This is a genomic window from Pseudomonas sp. IPO3774 (assembly GCF_013386835.1).
Lineage (GTDB): Bacteria > Pseudomonadota > Gammaproteobacteria > Pseudomonadales > Pseudomonadaceae > Aquipseudomonas.
Genome location: NZ_JACAQY010000017.1, coordinates 155109 through 169658 on the forward strand (window position 1 = coordinate 155109; position 14550 = coordinate 169658).

Sequence of the window (14550 nt, forward strand, 5' to 3'; positions counted from 1 at the left end):
GAGACGGGCAGGCCTTGATCTGCCGTCCGACTATTGCCTTTGAGGGTCGCCTGACATGGAGCGTCTGATACGCTTTTTTGCCGCATTGACCCGCTGGGGCCTCGGCCTGTGCGCCTTGCTGCTGGTATTGGCGGCGGTGTACGTGAGCCTGGGCCGTGAATTGACGCCGTTGGTGGCGGAATACCGTGGCGAAATCGAGGCCAAGGCGCGTATTGCGCTGGATATGCCCGTGAACATCGGCAGCCTGGAAGGGCGCTGGAGTGGCTTCGCGCCGGTATTGTTGGCTCACGACGTGATGGTCGGCGAGGGCAGCAGCGCCCTGCGCCTGGACCAGGTGCAAGTGGTGCCGGATATCTGGGCCAGCCTGCTGGCGCGTGAAGTGCGCATTGCCCACCTGGAAGTCAGCGGCCTGCAAGTCAGCGTGAAGGAAGACCAGGACGGCCACTGGGCGCTGCAAGGCCTGCCGGTGCAGGATGACCAGCCGCTGGATCCCGAACAACTGCTGACGCGCATGCAAATGGTCGGGCAGGTTTCATTGCTCGACAGCCAGGTGACGCTGCAGCCGTTCGACCAGGCTCCGCTGACCTTGACCTATGTCGGCGTGAGCCTGCAGACCGGCGCCAACCGCCAGCGCCTGGACGCGCGCCTGACCCTGCCCGACGGCCAGCCCCTGGCGTTGAACCTGCGCACCCGAATCCGCGCCAGCCAGTGGAAAGACGGCGAAGCCGAGGCTTACCTGAGCTTGCCCCAGAGTGACTGGGCAAAATGGATCCCGGCAAAACTGACCCAGCAATGGAAACTTACCGAACTCAAGGCCGGCGGCGAATTCTGGCTGACCTGGGCCAAGGGCACCGTGCAAAGCGCCGCCGTGCGCCTCAACGCCCCGCAGCTCAAGGGCAGCTATGCCGATCGCAAGCCGACGCACATCGAGAACCTGGCCCTCACCGCATACCTGCAACGCAGTGACAGCGGCCTCAAGGTGCTGTTTGACTCGCTCGCAATGAACCTCGGCGACACCCGCTGGGAATCGCGCCTGCAACTGCAGCAAACCCTGGCCACCGACAAGGCCCAGGAAGTCTGGAACCTGCAGGCCGATCGCCTCGACCTGACGCCGATCACGCCATTGCTGCACGCCTTGGCACCCTTGCCGGAAGCCGTGGCCACCACCCTGGATCATCTGAAGGCCACCGGCACGCTGCGGAACGTGTTGCTGGATTATCGGCCTCAAGACACCACCGACCAGCGCGTGAGCTTCGCGGCCAACCTCGACCGTATTGGTTTCGACGCTTACTTCGGCGCACCGGCAGCCCGCAATGTCAGCGGCAGCATCAGCGGTGACCTGGGCAAGGGTGAGCTGCGCATGGATAGCAAGGATTTCTCCTTGCACCTGTTTCCGATCTTCGCCAAGCCCTGGCAGTACATCCAGGCCAACGCCCGCCTGACGTGGAAGCTCGACAAGCAAGGCTTCACCCTGATCGCGCCGTATATCAAGGTGCTGGGCGAGGAGGGCAAGGTCGCCGCCGACTTCCTGATTCGCCTGCATTTCGACCATAGCCAGGAAGACTACATGGACCTGCGGGTCGGTATGGTCGACGGCGATGGCCGCTTCACCCCCAAATACCTGCCGGCGGTGTTGAGCCCGGCACTCGATGAGTGGCTGCGCACTGCGATTCTCAAGGGGGCAGTGGACGAGGGCTTCTTCCAGTACCAAGGCTCGCTGAACCACGACGCACTGCCTGCCTCGCGCAATATCAGCCTGTTCTTCAAGGTGCATGATGCCGAGCTTGCATTCCAGCCGGGCTGGCCGCACGTGAGCAAGGTCAAGGGTGAAGTGTTTGTCGAGGAAAGCGGCGTGCGCATCCTGGCCAGCAAGGGCCAGCTGCTCGACACCAAGGTCAATGATATCTACGTCAACATTCCCCACGCTCCCGAAGGCAAGGATAGCCACCTGCTGCTCACCGGCAACTTTGCCGGTGGCCTGGGCGATGGCCTGAAAATCCTTCAGGAAGCGCCGATCGGCACCGCCTCGACCTTCGCCGGCTGGAAAGGCGAGGGCGACCTGCAAGGCAAGCTGGACCTGGATATTCCCCTGGCCAAGGGCGCCGATCCCAAGATCGTGGTGGATTTCAAGACCGACAAGTCCCGCCTGCAACTGGCCGAGCCTACGCTGGACCTGAGCCAGCTCAAGGGTGATTTCCGCTTCGACAGCGCCAAGGGCCTGAGTGGCCAGAACATCAGCGCCCAGGCCTTCGACCGACCGATCACCGCGCAGATTTTCGCCGATGGCAAGCCAGGCGACCTCAACACCCGCGTCACCGCGAAAGGGCAGGTGACCGTCAAGCGGCTGACTGACTGGCTGAAGGTCAGCCAGCCGTTGCCGGTGTCCGGCGATATCCCCTACCAATTGCAGCTCAACCTCGATGGCGCCGACAGCCAGTTGATGGTCAGCTCCAACCTCAAGGGCGTGGCCGTGGACCTGCCGGCGCCGTTCGGCATGCCGGCGAGCCAGGGCCGCGACAGTGTGTTCCGCATGACCTTGCAGGGTAAGGAGCGCCGTTACTGGTTCGATTATGGCGAGTTGGGCAGCTTCACCTTCGCCGCCCCGGCGGACAATTTCGCCGACGGCCGGGGTGAGCTGTTCCTGGGAGATGGCGATGCGGTGTTGCCGGCCGGCAAGGGCTTGCGAATCCGCGGCGTGTTGTCGGAGCTGGATATCGACCCCTGGAAAAAGCTCGTGGACCGCTACGCCGGCAACGACCCGGGTGGCAGTGCCAAGCAGTTGTTGAGCGGGGCCGATTTCAAGGTCGGCAAGCTGACCGGTTTCGGCACCCAGTTCGACCAGGTCAGCTTGCAGCTGGACCGCAAACCCGCTGCCTGGGGCTTGCAGTTCGACAGCCAGCAGGCCAAGGGTACCGTGGGGTTGCCGGACGCCAAGGGCGCGCCGATTGCAGTCAACCTGCAGTACGTGAAGCTGCCTGCGGTGGATCCGACCGTGCAGGCGGATGAAAATGCGCCGGACCCATTGGCTGATGTTGATCCCAAGGATATTCCCGCGCTGGATATCTCGATTGCCCAGTTGTTCCAGGGCCCGGACCTGGTAGGTGCCTGGTCTCTGAAAGTTCGCCCGACCACCAGGGGCATGGCGTTCAACAGCCTGAACCTGGGGCTCAAGGGCATGGTGCTCCAGGGCGCCGGCGGTTGGGAAGGTGCACCCGGTGCCAGCAGCAGTTGGTACAAGGGCCGCCTCGATGGCAAGAACATTGGCGACGTGCTCAAGGGCTGGGGATTTGCGCCGAGCGTGACCAGCGAAGATTTTCACGTGGACGTGGACGGCCGCTGGCCGGGTTCGCCGGCCTGGGTAGGTCCCAAGCGTTTCTCCGGCAGCCTGGACGCCAGTTTCCGCAAAGGCCAGTTTGTTGAAGTGGACGGCGGTGCGCAGGCCCTGCGGGTGTTTGGCTTGCTGAACTTCAACTCCATCGGTCGCCGGCTGCGCCTGGACTTCTCGGACTTGCTTGGCAAGGGCTTGAGTTATGACCGGGTCAAGGGCTTGCTGGCCGCCAGTAACGGCGTGTTTGTAACCCGTGAGCCGATCACCATGACCGGCCCGTCGAGTAATCTGGAGATCAACGGCACCCTGGACCTGGTGGCTGATCGCGTCGATGCCAAGTTGCTGGTGACGCTGCCGGTCACCAACAACCTGCCGATTGCTGCATTGATCGTCGGCGCGCCGGCCATTGGCGGGGCGCTGTTCCTGATCGACAAGCTGATTGGCGACCGTGTTTCGCGTTTCGCCAGCGTGCAGTACAAGGTAGAAGGCCCGTGGAAGGACCCGAAAATCACCTTCGACAAGCCATTTGAAAAGCCAAACTGAGTACCTGTGGAGTAGCATGGCCGCATGCCTTTTCTGGAGTGTGGGCCCATGTCCTTTGCGGTAATTCAAATGGTCAGCCAAAGCGATGTGCTGGCCAACCTGGCTCAGGCTCGGCGCCTGCTGGAGCAAGCGGCGGCGGGCGGTGCAAGGCTTGCGGTACTCCCGGAAAACTTCGCCGCCATGGGCCGTCGCGATGTGGCCGATATCGGTCGCGCCGAGGCCTTGGGCGAAGGTCCGATCCTGCCATGGTTGAAACAGACCGCCCGCGACCTCACCTTATGGATAGTGGCCGGCACTTTGCCGCTGCCCCCAAAGGATCAGCCGAACGCCAAGTCCAATGCCTGCTCGCTGCTGATCGATGATCAGGGCGAAATCGTTGCCCGCTACGACAAGCTGCACCTGTTCGATGTCGATGTGGCCGATGCCCGGGGTCGTTATCGTGAATCCGATGACTATGCTCATGGTAGCCAGGTGGTCGTCGCGGATACGCCGGTCGGCCGCCTGGGGCTGACGGTGTGTTACGACTTGCGCTTCCCGGAGCTATACAGCGAATTGCGCGCTGCGGGTGCCGAGTTGATCACCGCGCCCTCGGCCTTTACAGCGGTAACCGGCGCCGCGCACTGGGATGTGCTGATCCGTGCGCGTGCCATCGAGACCCAGTGCTACCTGCTGGCGGCCGCCCAGGGTGGCGTGCATCCGGGGCCCAGGGAAACCTTCGGGCATGCAGCGATCATCGACCCATGGGGGCGCGTGCTGGCACAACAGGATCAAGGCGAGGCGGTGTTGTTGGCCGAACGCGATAGCAGCGAACAGGCGTCGATACGGACGCGCATGCCGGTGGCGGGCCACCGGCGCTTTTTCTCGCAGGGCGCACAGCGACCTGCTTCAGAACGATGAATTTAAGGCCAAACCTATGAGCGAGTTGTTGTCCTCAGTCAGTGAACACCTCCTGGCGCCTGGTGGCGTGACCATCGAAAGCTTGCAAACGGTCCTCGGCGATCTGGCCGGGCCAGGCATCGACGCTGCGGACCTGTATTTCCAGGGGCAGATTTCCGAGTCCTGGGCCCTGGAAGACGGGATCGTCAAGGAAGGCAGCTTCAACCTCGACCAAGGCGTGGGTGTGCGTGCGCAGTCCGGTGAAAAAACCGGCTTTGCCTACAGCAACGCCATCACCCTGGAAGCCCTGGGGCTGGCGGCTCGCGCAGCGCGTTCGATCTCCCGTGCCGGGCAAAACGGCACGGTGCAGGCGTTCAGCACCCAGGACGTGGCCCAGCTGTATGCCCCGGATAACCCATTGGAAGTGATCAGCCGCGCCGAAAAGGTCGAGCTGCTCAAGCGTGTGGACGCGGCGACCCGCGCCCTGGATCCGCGTATCCAGCAAGTCACCGTAAGCATGGCCGGGGTGTGGGAACGCATCCTCGTGGCCTCCACCGATGGCGGCCTGGCGGCGGATGTGCGGCCGCTGGTGCGCTTCAATGTCAGCGTGATCGTTGAACAGAATGGCCGTCGCGAGCGCGGTGGCCATGGCGGCGGTGGGCGTACCGACTACCGTTATTTCCTCACCGAAGACCGCGCCATGGGGTATGCCCGTGAAGCGTTGCGCCAGGCCCTGGTCAATCTGGAAGCAATTCCGGCCCCGGCGGGTACGTTGCCGGTGGTATTGGGCTCTGGCTGGTCCGGCGTGCTGCTGCATGAAGCGGTGGGCCACGGCCTGGAAGGTGATTTCAACCGCAAGGGCAGTTCCGCCTACAGCGGGCGCATGGGCGAGATGGTTGCGTCCAAGCTCTGCACCATCGTCGATGACGGTACCCTGGCCGGGCGTCGCGGTTCGTTGAGCGTCGATGACGAGGGCACCCCGACCGAGTGCACCACACTGATCGAAAACGGTGTGCTCAAGGGCTACATGCAAGACAAGCTCAACGCGCGCCTGATGGGCGTGGCCCGCACCGGTAACGGTCGTCGCGAGTCCTACGCGCACCTGCCGATGCCGCGCATGACCAACACCTACATGCTCGGCGGCAAAAGCGATCCGGCCGAAATCATCGCCTCGGTGAAACGCGGCATCTACTGCGCCAACCTCGGTGGTGGGCAGGTGGACATCACCAGCGGCAAGTTCGTGTTCTCCACCAGCGAGGCGTATTTGATCGAAGACGGCAAGATCACCGCGCCGGTCAAGGGTGCAACGTTGATTGGCAACGGCCCGGAAGCCATGAGCAAGGTGTCGATGGTCGGTAACGACCTGTCGCTGGACAGCGGTGTGGGGACGTGCGGCAAGGATGGTCAGTCGGTGCCGGTGGGTGTCGGCCAGCCAACCTTGAAAATCGATGCGATCACCGTGGGTGGCACGGGGTCGTAAGAACGGGAGCTTCGGGTGGCGAAGGCCGCCACCCGGGGAAGAGGGTCAGCGCAGGCCGCGTTGACTATCGTCCAGCTCACGGATGTATTTGAAGATTTTTCGGCTGGAGGCCGGTGGCTTGCTTTGCGCCAGTTCGTGCTGGGCCTGACGGATCAGGGAGCGCAATTGTTGGCGATCGGCATCCGGGTACTCGATGACGAACTTCTCCAGTACCGCGTCATCGCCAGCGATCAGGCGATCACGCCAGCGTTCCAGGTTATGGAAGCGCTCGTTGTACTGGCGAGTGGAGGCATCGAGTTGATCGAGCAACGTCAGAATGGCGTCAGTGTCCTGGTCGCGCATCAGTTTGCCGATGAACATGAGGTGCCGTTTACGCGCGATATTCGCGGTGTGCTTGGGCGCATCGTTCAGAGCCCGGCGCAGGGCGTCGGTCAATGGCAGTTTTGCACACAAGTCAGGCTTGAGTGTTGTAAGGCGCTCGCCGAGGTCAACCAGAGCATGCAGCTCGCGTTTGACCTGAGATTTGCTTTTCTCCCCATCGAGGGAGTCGTCGTAAGAATCAACCATGGTGGCAGTCCGCAAAGAAACGCCGCCATGATAACCAGTCGGGGGCCGCTTGTCCGGCCCGGTCGGTAGAAGGCCTTAACCGAAAGCAGAATTTGAGTGGAGAAAACCATGAGTGCAGCCCAAAGCGTCGGTCCGCAAGCGTTACCGGCACTGCAGGAACAAGTCGAGCAGATCATTGCCGAGGCCAAGCGCCAGGGGGCCAGTGCCTGTGAAGTGGCGGTGTCCCTGGAGCAGGGGTTGTCGACTTCGGTGCGCCAGCGGGAAGTGGAAACCGTCGAATTCAACCGCGACCAGGGGTTTGGCATCACCTTGTACGTGGGCCAGCGCAAGGGCTCGGCCAGCACTTCTGCCAGCGGCCCGGAAGCGATTCGCGAAACCGTTGCAGCAGCGCTGGCGATTGCCAAGCACACCTCCGAAGATGAAAGCTCCGGCCTGGCTGATGCAGCCCTGATGGCTCGGGACTTGAAGGATTTTGACCTGTTCCATGCCTGGGACATCACCCCGGAACAGGCTATTGAACAGGCTTTGACCTGTGAAGCGGCGGCATTCGATGCCGACAGCCGGATCAAGAACGCCGATGGCACCACCTTGAGTACTCATCAGGGTTGCCGCGTATACGGCAACAGCCACGGTTTTATCGGCGGTTATGCCTCGACGCGTCACAGCCTGAGCTGCGTGATGATCGCCGAAGCCAACGGCCAGATGCAGCGTGATTACTGGTACGACGTGAACCGCCAGGGCGAATTGCTGATGGACCCGGTACTCATCGGCCAGCGTGCCGCGCAGCGTGCTGCCAGCCGCCTGGGCGCGCGCCCGGTGCCGACCTGTGAAGTGCCGGTGTTGTTCTCGGCGGAACTGGCCGGTGGTTTGTTCGGCAGTTTCCTTGGGGCGATTTCCGGTGGCAACCTGTACCGCAAGTCGTCGTTCCTGGAAGGTGCGATTGGCCAGAAGCTGTTCCCGGAATGGCTGACCATCGATGAGCGCCCGCACCTGATGCGCGCCATGGGCAGTTCGTCGTTTGACGGTGATGGCCTGGCCACCTATGCCAAGCCGTTCGTCGAGAACGGTGAGCTGGTGTCCTATGTGCTGGGCACCTACGCCGGTCGCAAACTCGGCCTGCCAAGCACCGCCAACTCCGGTGGCGTACACAACCTGTTCATCACCCATGGCGATGAAGACCAGGCGGCGCTGTTGCGGCGCATGGGCCGTGGCTTGCTGGTCACCGAGTTGATGGGCCATGGCCTGAATATGGTCACGGGTGATTACTCCCGTGGTGCGGCGGGTTTCTGGGTGGAAAACGGCGAAATCCAGTTCGCCGTGCAGGAAGTGACCATCGCGGGCAACATGCGTGACATGTTCAAGCAGATTGTCGCGGTGGGTAATGACCTGGAACTGCGCAGCAACATCCGCACCGGTTCGGTGTTGATCGAAAAGATGACCGTCGCCGGCAGCTAGTCCGCCGACAGACGCCATAAAGAAGGCGCGCCACCCATTGGGTGGCGCGCCTTTTTTTGTGCCTGGAATTCCGAGTGATTCCCTCAGGCTCTTGTTTTGATTCTCAATATCATTTAATAATAAATATCATTACCGAATGAGTGTGGATCATGAGTTCTGTCCTGCATGAGGATCCCTACCTGGAAAGCTGGCGTTGGATGAGTCGTCAGATTCGTTGCGGCCTTGCTCCCGACGAGCCCCGCCTGATCGAACATTATCTGGCCGAAGGCCGGTACCTCGCCTGTTGCACTGCGACCCACCCGTGGACCATCGGCGAAACCTCATTCCGCCTGCTGCTGGACACCGCCTCCGACATCGCCTTGCCCTGGCACTGGCGGTCCATGTGCCTGGACCAGGCCTGGCGCCCGTTGCGCGACCTGGAAAAACTTTCCCACTGTGCCTGCCGCCTCAAGCGCTGGCAGACCTTTGCCTGGCAATTGGCGACCTGCGAATTGCTGCCATCGATTTCTCACTCTGACCTGGTGCAAGGATCTTCCGATGAGTAACACCCGTATCGAACGCGACAGCATGGGCGAACTGCAAGTGCCCGCCGAGGCCCTGTATGGCGCACAAACCCAGCGTGCGGTGAACAACTTTCCCATCAGCCACCAGCGCATGCCGGCGCAGTTCATTCGTGCGTTGATCCTGGCCAAGGCTGCCGCCGCTAAAGCCAACGTCGAGCTGAAACAACTGAGCGAAGCCCAGGGCAAGGCCATCGTTGATGCCGCCCAAGGCTTGCTGGAAGGCGATTTCATGCAGCATTTCCCGGTGGATATCTTCCAGACCGGTTCCGGCACCAGCTCCAACATGAACGCCAACGAAGTGATTGCGACCCTCGCCAGCCGCTTGCTGGGCGAGCCGGTCAACCCTAACGATCACGTCAACTGCGGCCAGAGCAGCAATGACATCATCCCGACCACCATTCACGTCAGTGCGGCGCTGGTGCTGCATGAGCAAACCCTGCCGGCGCTGCTGCACCTGGTCCAGGTGATCGAGCACAAGGCCGAGGAGGTGCACCGTTTCGTCAAGACCGGTCGGACGCATCTGATGGACGCCATGCCGGTGCGCATGAGCCAGGTGCTCAATGGCTGGGCGCAGCAGCTCAAGGCCAATATCGGCCATCTGCAAGACCTGCTGCCGAGCTTGCAGGCGCTGGCCCAGGGTGGCACTGCAGTCGGCACCGGGATCAATGCGCATCCGGAGTTTGCAGTGCGCTTCAGCCAGCAACTGAGCAGCCTGACCCACGTCCAGTTCACCCCAGGCAAGAACCTGTTCGCGCTGATCGGCTCCCAGGACACGGCCGTCGCGGTCTCCGGGCAGCTCAAGACCACCGCCGTGTCCCTGATGAAAATCGCCAACGACCTGCGCTGGATGAACTCCGGCCCATTGGCGGGCCTTGGTGAAATCGAGCTGGAAGGCCTGCAGCCGGGCTCTTCGATCATGCCCGGCAAGGTCAACCCGGTGATCCCGGAAGCCACCGCCATGGTTGCCGCACAAGTCATCGGCAACGACACGGTGATTACCATCGCCGGCCAGTCCGGCAACTTCGAACTCAACGTGATGCTGCCGATCATTGCCCAGAACCTGCTCGGCAGCCTGGAGTTGCTGGCCAACTCCAGCCGACTGCTGGCCGACAAGGCCATCGCCAGCTTCAAGGTCAACGAAGCCAAGCTCAAGGAAGCGCTGTCGCGCAATCCGATCCTGGTGACCGCACTCAACCCGATCATCGGTTACCAAAAGGCCGCCGAAATCGCCAAGAAGGCCTATCAACAAGGCCGTCCGGTGATTGATGTGGCGCTCGAACATACCGACTTGCCCCGCAGCCAACTGGAAATCCTGCTGGATCCGGAAAAGCTCACGGCTGGCGGCGTGTAATCACCGACCCTGCTTTGGAGGCTCACCATGGAGCACTGGAAACGCACGATCGAACGGGCCAATCGCTGCTTTATGGCGGGCGAGCTGGTAGATGCCCGCGAGGCCTACCTGCAAGCCCTGGCCCTGGCTCAAGTGTTGTTTGAGCGCTGGGCGGATGCCGACGAAGCGGTGGCGGCTTGCGTCATTTCCCATCACAACCTGGCCGACCTGCACTTGCGCCTGAACCAGCCGGAAGAAAGCGCGGAATACCTCTGCGCCATTCACCAGCGCCTGTTGCAGACCATGCAAGACACCCGTCTTAACCCGCTATTACGGGAAGCGGCCCTGCGCCAGAGCAGCAAGACCTACGTCGAACTGCTGAATTTCATCAGCGATCACGGTGAGTACCCACGTACCCACCGCCTGCTGGGCAGCAACGTGGCGCCATCGGATGCGTCGACCCGCAACAGCCCTTTTTATGGAGCTCATTGATATGTCCTACACCTTGCCGGCCTTGCCTTACGCCTACGATGCCCTTGAACCGCATATCGACGCGCAAACCATGGAGATCCATTACACCAAGCACCACCAGACCTACATCAACAACCTCAACGCAGCCGTCGAAGGCACCGAGTTTGCCGCTTGGCCGGTGGAGAAACTGGTGTCCAGCGTCCAGCAACTGCCGGAAAAGCTGCGGGCGGCGGTGATCAACCAGGGCGGCGGCCACGCCAACCACTCGTTGTTCTGGGCTGTCATGTCGCCCAAGGGCGGCGGCAAGCCAGACGGCGCGCTGGGTAACGCCATCGACGAGCAGTTGGGCGGTTTCGACGCCTTCAAAGAGGCCTTCACCAAAGCTGCCTTGACCCGTTTCGGCAGCGGCTGGGCGTGGTTGAGCGTGACGCCGCAAAAGACCCTGGTGGTGGAAAGCAGCGGCAACCAGGACAGCCCGTTGATGAACGGCAATACGCCAATCCTCGGCCTGGACGTCTGGGAACACGCTTATTACCTGCTGTACCAGAACCGTCGTCCGGAATACATCAATGCGTTCTACAGCGTCATCAACTGGCCGGAAGTTGCCGGCCGCTACCAGGCTGCGCTGGGCTGAAACTCCTCTATAACAAGATCTAAGGCCGACTATGGGCACTGAAACACTGGCGATCAGCAGCGTGCGAATGTTTCGTTATGCGTTTGGCTCGCTGCTGCTATTGGCAGGAACTGCATTGCTGGTGGCCCAAGGGCTGGCCTGGCTTGACCTGGAACCGCGCATCCTGCGTGCCTTGCAGGGCGGGGCCATCTGCGCGCTCGGCACCGCCCTGGGTGCCGTGCCGGTACTGGTGATCCGCCGGATGCCATTGGCGGTGAGCGACACGCTGCTGGGCTTCGGTGCCGGGGTGATGTTGGCCGCTACGGCATTTTCGCTGATCGTGCCGGGTATTGCGGCTGCCCAAAGCCTGGGGCTGACGCCATGGGGCGCCAGTGGATTGATCAGTTTCGGCATCATGCTGGGCGCGTTCGGGCTGTATCTGGTGGACCGCAAGGTCTCCGGCGCGAGCCCGGAAATGCTGGTGGGCAGTCCGGATCATCCGGTGATACCGCCGCGTATCTGGCTGTTTGTGTTCGCCATCATTGCCCACAACATTCCCGAAGGTATGGCCGTGGGTGTCTCGGCAGGCGGCGGCATGCCAGATGCCGACAGCCTCGCCATGGGTATTGCCTTGCAGGATGTGCCGGAGGGACTGGTGATTGCGTTGGTGCTGGCCGGGGCAGGGATGTCGCGGGTCAAGGCGTTCCTGATCGGCGCGGCGTCAGGGCTGGTGGAGCCGGTGTTTGCGGTGCTGTGTGCCTGGCTGGTGAGCCTGGCTCAGGTGCTGTTGCCGCTGGGGCTGGCGCTGGCGGCCGGGGCAATGCTGCTGGTGGTGACTCACGAAGTCATTCCCGAGTCGCGGCGCAATGGCCATGACAAGCTCGCCAGCCTGGGGCTGTGTATCGGGTTTTGCTTGATGATGGTGATGGATACGGCGTTGGGCTGAGGCTGTCGCGCTTCTACAAGAAGCGCTTGCGGTAGTCGCTAGGGGTAACGCCCAGGCGGCGAACGAAGGCGCGCCGGAACCCATCAACATTGGCATAGCCGACCTGATCGGCCAGGCGTTTGAGCGAGACATTCGAGCCTTCGATCAGCCGCCGTGCCTGGTCGATACGTGCCAGCTCCACGAACTCGGCAGGGGTGAATCCACCCTCGGCCTTGAATACCCGGGCAAAGTTGCGTTCGCTCATGTCAGCGCGCTGGGCCAGCAATGCCACGCTCAGGTCTGCGGCCAGGTTGTCGACGATATAGGTCTGTATCTGGCGAATGTTCGTGCGCTCTGCGGTCTGTGCCGCCAGTTGGGCGCTGAACTGTGACTGGCCGCCCGGCCGTTTGAAGTACATCACCATTTCCCTGGCCACACTGAGCGCCAAATCACGGCCGTGGTCCTCCTCGACTAACGCGAGCGCCAGATCCATACCGGCCGTCACACCGGCGGAGGTGTACAGGTTACCGTCGCGGATAAAAATGCTGTCCGGTTCGACCACGGCATCGGGGTATTGCCTGGCCAGCAATGCACTGGAATTCCAGTGCGTGGTGACGCGTCGCCCGACCAGCAAACCAGCAGCCCCCAGCACAAAAGCGCCACTGCAAACCGAGCCTATCCGCCGCACGCGCGTGGCCTGGTAGCGTACCCAGTCCCGCAGGTGGGCGTCGTGTGCCACGTCATTCACGCTGGGGCTTCCAGCGATCAGCAGCGTATCGATAGCCCCCTTGAACGTCTCGATGGAGTCATCCGTGGCCAGGCGAAGCCCATTGGTTCCCTTGATCTGCCCGGCGACGGTACCGATGACCGAGATCCGGTATGCACGGGAATTACCCAATTGCCTGGCCGCTTCAGCGAACACATCGGCAGGGCCCACGACATCCAGCATTTGCACGCGGGGAAATGCCAGGAGGGCAATTCGCATGGTGTCGGTCTCCGTAGTGGAAATGGCTGAAATCGTCGTTAAGCGACACTATAGGACAGAGGGGAGGTAGGCGACACTGTCCGTCACGTGCTTTATCGTCAACCGGAGACCCGCATGAGCATCTGTAACGCGCCACTTCCCCCCTTCGCTGTCGAATCGAGCGAGCGGTCGGGGTCCATCAAGAATCTTCCCATCAATTTGTTTGGCGCCGTGATGGGGTTGGCCGGCCTGAGCCTGGCCTGGCAGTCCGCCAGTGAATATGTGGCTTACGCGCAAATGATCGGAGCGGTCATTGGTGGGTTTGCCATTCTGGTGTTTATCGCACTGGTGGCGGGGTATCTCACCAAATGGGTTAAATACCCTGCGGCGGTCAAAGCCGAGTTCAATCACCCGATATCAGGAAATTTCTTTGGCACGGTGACGATCGCGTTGCTGCTGCTGTCGGCAGTCGTAGGTTCAGCTAGCACCCTGATCAGCCAGGGGCTTTGGATGTTGGGTAGCCTGCTGACCATGATCCTGGCGGCAATTGTGCTCTCGCGACTGTTGTCCGGTAATCAGGAGTCGCAATATGCGGTGCCTGCCTGGCTGATCCCGGGGGTGGCGGCGCTCGACATCGCGGTGACAGGTGCCCACATGCCCATGGCGTGGGCATACGAGTTCAATCTGTTCGCGATGGCGGTAGGGAGTGTGATTGCGCTGGTGTTCTTCACGCGAATTTTTTCACGTCTGGTTCACGAGCCGGTGATGGCCAAAGGTATGACACCTTCGCTGATGATACTTATCGCCCCCTTTGAAGTCGGCTTTCTGGCTTACACCAACTTCTTTGGCAGCGTCGACTACTTTGCCAGCGTGCTCTTCTACTTTGGCCTGTTCCTGTTTGGGGTGCTGGCATTCAAAGTATTCCGTCAGGCCGCGCCTTTTTCTCCTGCCTGGTGGGCAATCAGCTTTCCGATTGCGGCATTGAGCAACGCTGCGTTGAAATATGCCGATGCCAAAGGAGGCGTGATCCTGGAGGTGATTGCCTATCTGATCCTGGCTTTCCTGACGATCGCCCTGGCCGTACTGACGGTCAAGACGTTGAAGATTCTGTTCAACGGCAAACTGCTGTCCAACTGACGCAGGGGAGGGGTGATTACCTACTCGCCCTCATCAAAGAAATTATTGATCAACGCTACCAGGGCATCCATCGCTTCCTGCTCTTGCTCGCCTTCGGTCTTCAAATGAATCTTCGTGCCCTTGCCCGCAGCCAGCATCATCATGGCCATGATGCTTTTGCCGTCGACCATGGATTCCGGGGTGCGCCCGGCGCGGATCTGGCAAGGGAACTGCCCGGCGACGCCGACGAACTTGGCCGAGGCCCGGGCGTGCAGGCCCAGCTTGTTGATGATTTCAATTTCCAGAGCGGGCATCGCGG

The 14550-nt window shown here is 61.6% G+C and carries 13 protein-coding genes; 10 read left to right on the plus strand and 3 right to left on the minus strand.

Annotated elements, in window-relative coordinates; translation table 11 throughout:
* Positions 1 to 55: 55 nt before the first annotated feature.
* From HYE77_RS11100 to tldD, 3 genes are read left to right on the plus strand one after another with little or no spacing between them, the layout of a single operon-like run.
* Positions 56 to 3871, plus strand: coding sequence for a YhdP family protein (locus HYE77_RS11100; RefSeq protein ID WP_177021836.1), 3816 nt, complete (start codon positions 56 to 58; stop codon positions 3869 to 3871).
* Between the two features lie 48 nt (positions 3872 to 3919).
* On the plus strand, positions 3920 to 4768 hold the full coding sequence (locus tag HYE77_RS11105) for a carbon-nitrogen hydrolase family protein (protein WP_008437218.1): 849 nt from the start codon (positions 3920 to 3922) through the stop codon (positions 4766 to 4768).
* Between the two features lie 16 nt (positions 4769 to 4784).
* The gene (gene tldD, locus HYE77_RS11110; RefSeq protein WP_177068787.1) at positions 4785 to 6227 is read left to right on the plus strand and encodes a metalloprotease TldD; all 1443 of its coding nucleotides are present in this window, start codon (positions 4785 to 4787) and stop codon (positions 6225 to 6227) included.
* A 45-nt stretch (positions 6228 to 6272) separates the two neighbouring features.
* Here the strand turns inward: tldD and yjgA are convergent, their stop codons facing one another.
* Positions 6273 to 6794: a ribosome biogenesis factor YjgA gene (gene yjgA, locus HYE77_RS11115; RefSeq protein ID WP_003216092.1), complete on the minus strand. Its 522-nt coding sequence runs from the start codon at positions 6792 to 6794 to the stop codon at positions 6273 to 6275.
* A gap of 108 nt (positions 6795 to 6902) precedes the next feature.
* Here yjgA and pmbA point away from each other — a divergent pair, with 108 nt between their 5' ends.
* The 6 genes from pmbA to HYE77_RS11145 all read left to right on the plus strand — a co-directional run bounded on the left by pmbA (position 6903) and on the right by HYE77_RS11145 (position 12172).
* Positions 6903 to 8249: a metalloprotease PmbA gene (gene pmbA / locus HYE77_RS11120; protein ID WP_003216094.1), complete on the plus strand. Its 1347-nt coding sequence runs from the start codon at positions 6903 to 6905 to the stop codon at positions 8247 to 8249.
* Positions 8250 to 8398: 149 nt separating this feature from the next.
* Positions 8399 to 8794 carry a hypothetical protein gene (locus HYE77_RS11125; protein WP_008434319.1) on the plus strand — a complete coding sequence of 132 codons (396 nt, stop codon included), beginning with the start codon at positions 8399 to 8401 and terminating at the stop codon, positions 8792 to 8794.
* Entirely contained in the window at positions 8787 to 10163 is a 1377-nt protein-coding gene (locus HYE77_RS11130) for an aspartate ammonia-lyase (protein ID WP_087692867.1), read from the plus strand. Before HYE77_RS11125 ends, HYE77_RS11130 begins: the two co-directional genes overlap by 8 nt.
* Positions 10164 to 10190: 27 nt before the next feature.
* Positions 10191 to 10634 carry a hypothetical protein gene (locus HYE77_RS11135; protein WP_003216099.1) on the plus strand — a complete coding sequence of 148 codons (444 nt, stop codon included), beginning with the start codon at positions 10191 to 10193 and terminating at the stop codon, positions 10632 to 10634.
* Between the two features lies 1 nt (position 10635).
* Positions 10636 to 11247: a superoxide dismutase gene (locus HYE77_RS11140; protein WP_003216101.1), complete on the plus strand. Its 612-nt coding sequence runs from the start codon at positions 10636 to 10638 to the stop codon at positions 11245 to 11247.
* A gap of 31 nt (positions 11248 to 11278) precedes the next feature.
* Positions 11279 to 12172, plus strand: a complete 894-nt coding sequence (locus tag HYE77_RS11145) for a ZIP family metal transporter (protein WP_087692866.1) — start codon at positions 11279 to 11281, stop codon at positions 12170 to 12172.
* A gap of 13 nt (positions 12173 to 12185) precedes the next feature.
* Here HYE77_RS11145 and HYE77_RS11150 read toward each other — a convergent pair whose 3' ends face one another.
* Positions 12186 to 13136, minus strand: a complete 951-nt coding sequence (locus HYE77_RS11150; protein ID WP_087692865.1) for a GlxA family transcriptional regulator — start codon at positions 13134 to 13136, stop codon at positions 12186 to 12188.
* Positions 13137 to 13250: 114 nt separating this feature from the next.
* On the opposite strand from HYE77_RS11150, the gene HYE77_RS11155 reads away from it, so the two are divergent.
* Positions 13251 to 14252: an SLAC1 anion channel family protein gene (locus HYE77_RS11155; protein WP_087692864.1), complete on the plus strand. Its 1002-nt coding sequence runs from the start codon at positions 13251 to 13253 to the stop codon at positions 14250 to 14252.
* A gap of 20 nt (positions 14253 to 14272) precedes the next feature.
* Here HYE77_RS11155 and HYE77_RS11160 read toward each other — a convergent pair whose 3' ends face one another.
* Positions 14273 to 14545, minus strand: coding sequence for an HPr family phosphocarrier protein (locus HYE77_RS11160; RefSeq protein ID WP_003216108.1), 273 nt, complete (start codon positions 14543 to 14545; stop codon positions 14273 to 14275).
* Between the last annotated feature and the right edge of the window lie 5 nt (positions 14546 to 14550).

Bases quoted from the DNA above. Each gene is read 5' to 3' on its own strand.
- HYE77_RS11100 (WP_177021836.1), top strand. From the start codon at position 56: ATGGAGCGTCTGATACGCTTTTTTGCCGCATTGACCCGCTGGGGCCTC.
- HYE77_RS11105 (WP_008437218.1), top strand. From the start codon at position 3,920: ATGTCCTTTGCGGTAATTCAAATGGTCAGCCAAAGCGATGTGCTGGCC.
- tldD (WP_177068787.1), top strand. From the start codon at position 4,785: ATGAGCGAGTTGTTGTCCTCAGTCAGTGAACACCTCCTGGCGCCTGGT.
- yjgA (WP_003216092.1), bottom strand. From the start codon at position 6,794: ATGGTTGATTCTTACGACGACTCCCTCGATGGGGAGAAAAGCAAATCT.
- pmbA (WP_003216094.1), top strand. From the start codon at position 6,903: ATGAGTGCAGCCCAAAGCGTCGGTCCGCAAGCGTTACCGGCACTGCAG.
- HYE77_RS11125 (WP_008434319.1), top strand. From the start codon at position 8,399: ATGAGTTCTGTCCTGCATGAGGATCCCTACCTGGAAAGCTGGCGTTGG.
- HYE77_RS11130 (WP_087692867.1), top strand. From the start codon at position 8,787: ATGAGTAACACCCGTATCGAACGCGACAGCATGGGCGAACTGCAAGTG.
- HYE77_RS11135 (WP_003216099.1), top strand. From the start codon at position 10,191: ATGGAGCACTGGAAACGCACGATCGAACGGGCCAATCGCTGCTTTATG.
- HYE77_RS11140 (WP_003216101.1), top strand. From the start codon at position 10,636: ATGTCCTACACCTTGCCGGCCTTGCCTTACGCCTACGATGCCCTTGAA.
- HYE77_RS11145 (WP_087692866.1), top strand. From the start codon at position 11,279: ATGGGCACTGAAACACTGGCGATCAGCAGCGTGCGAATGTTTCGTTAT.
- HYE77_RS11150 (WP_087692865.1), bottom strand. From the start codon at position 13,136: ATGCGAATTGCCCTCCTGGCATTTCCCCGCGTGCAAATGCTGGATGTC.
- HYE77_RS11155 (WP_087692864.1), top strand. From the start codon at position 13,251: ATGAGCATCTGTAACGCGCCACTTCCCCCCTTCGCTGTCGAATCGAGC.
- HYE77_RS11160 (WP_003216108.1), bottom strand. From the start codon at position 14,545: ATGCCCGCTCTGGAAATTGAAATCATCAACAAGCTGGGCCTGCACGCC.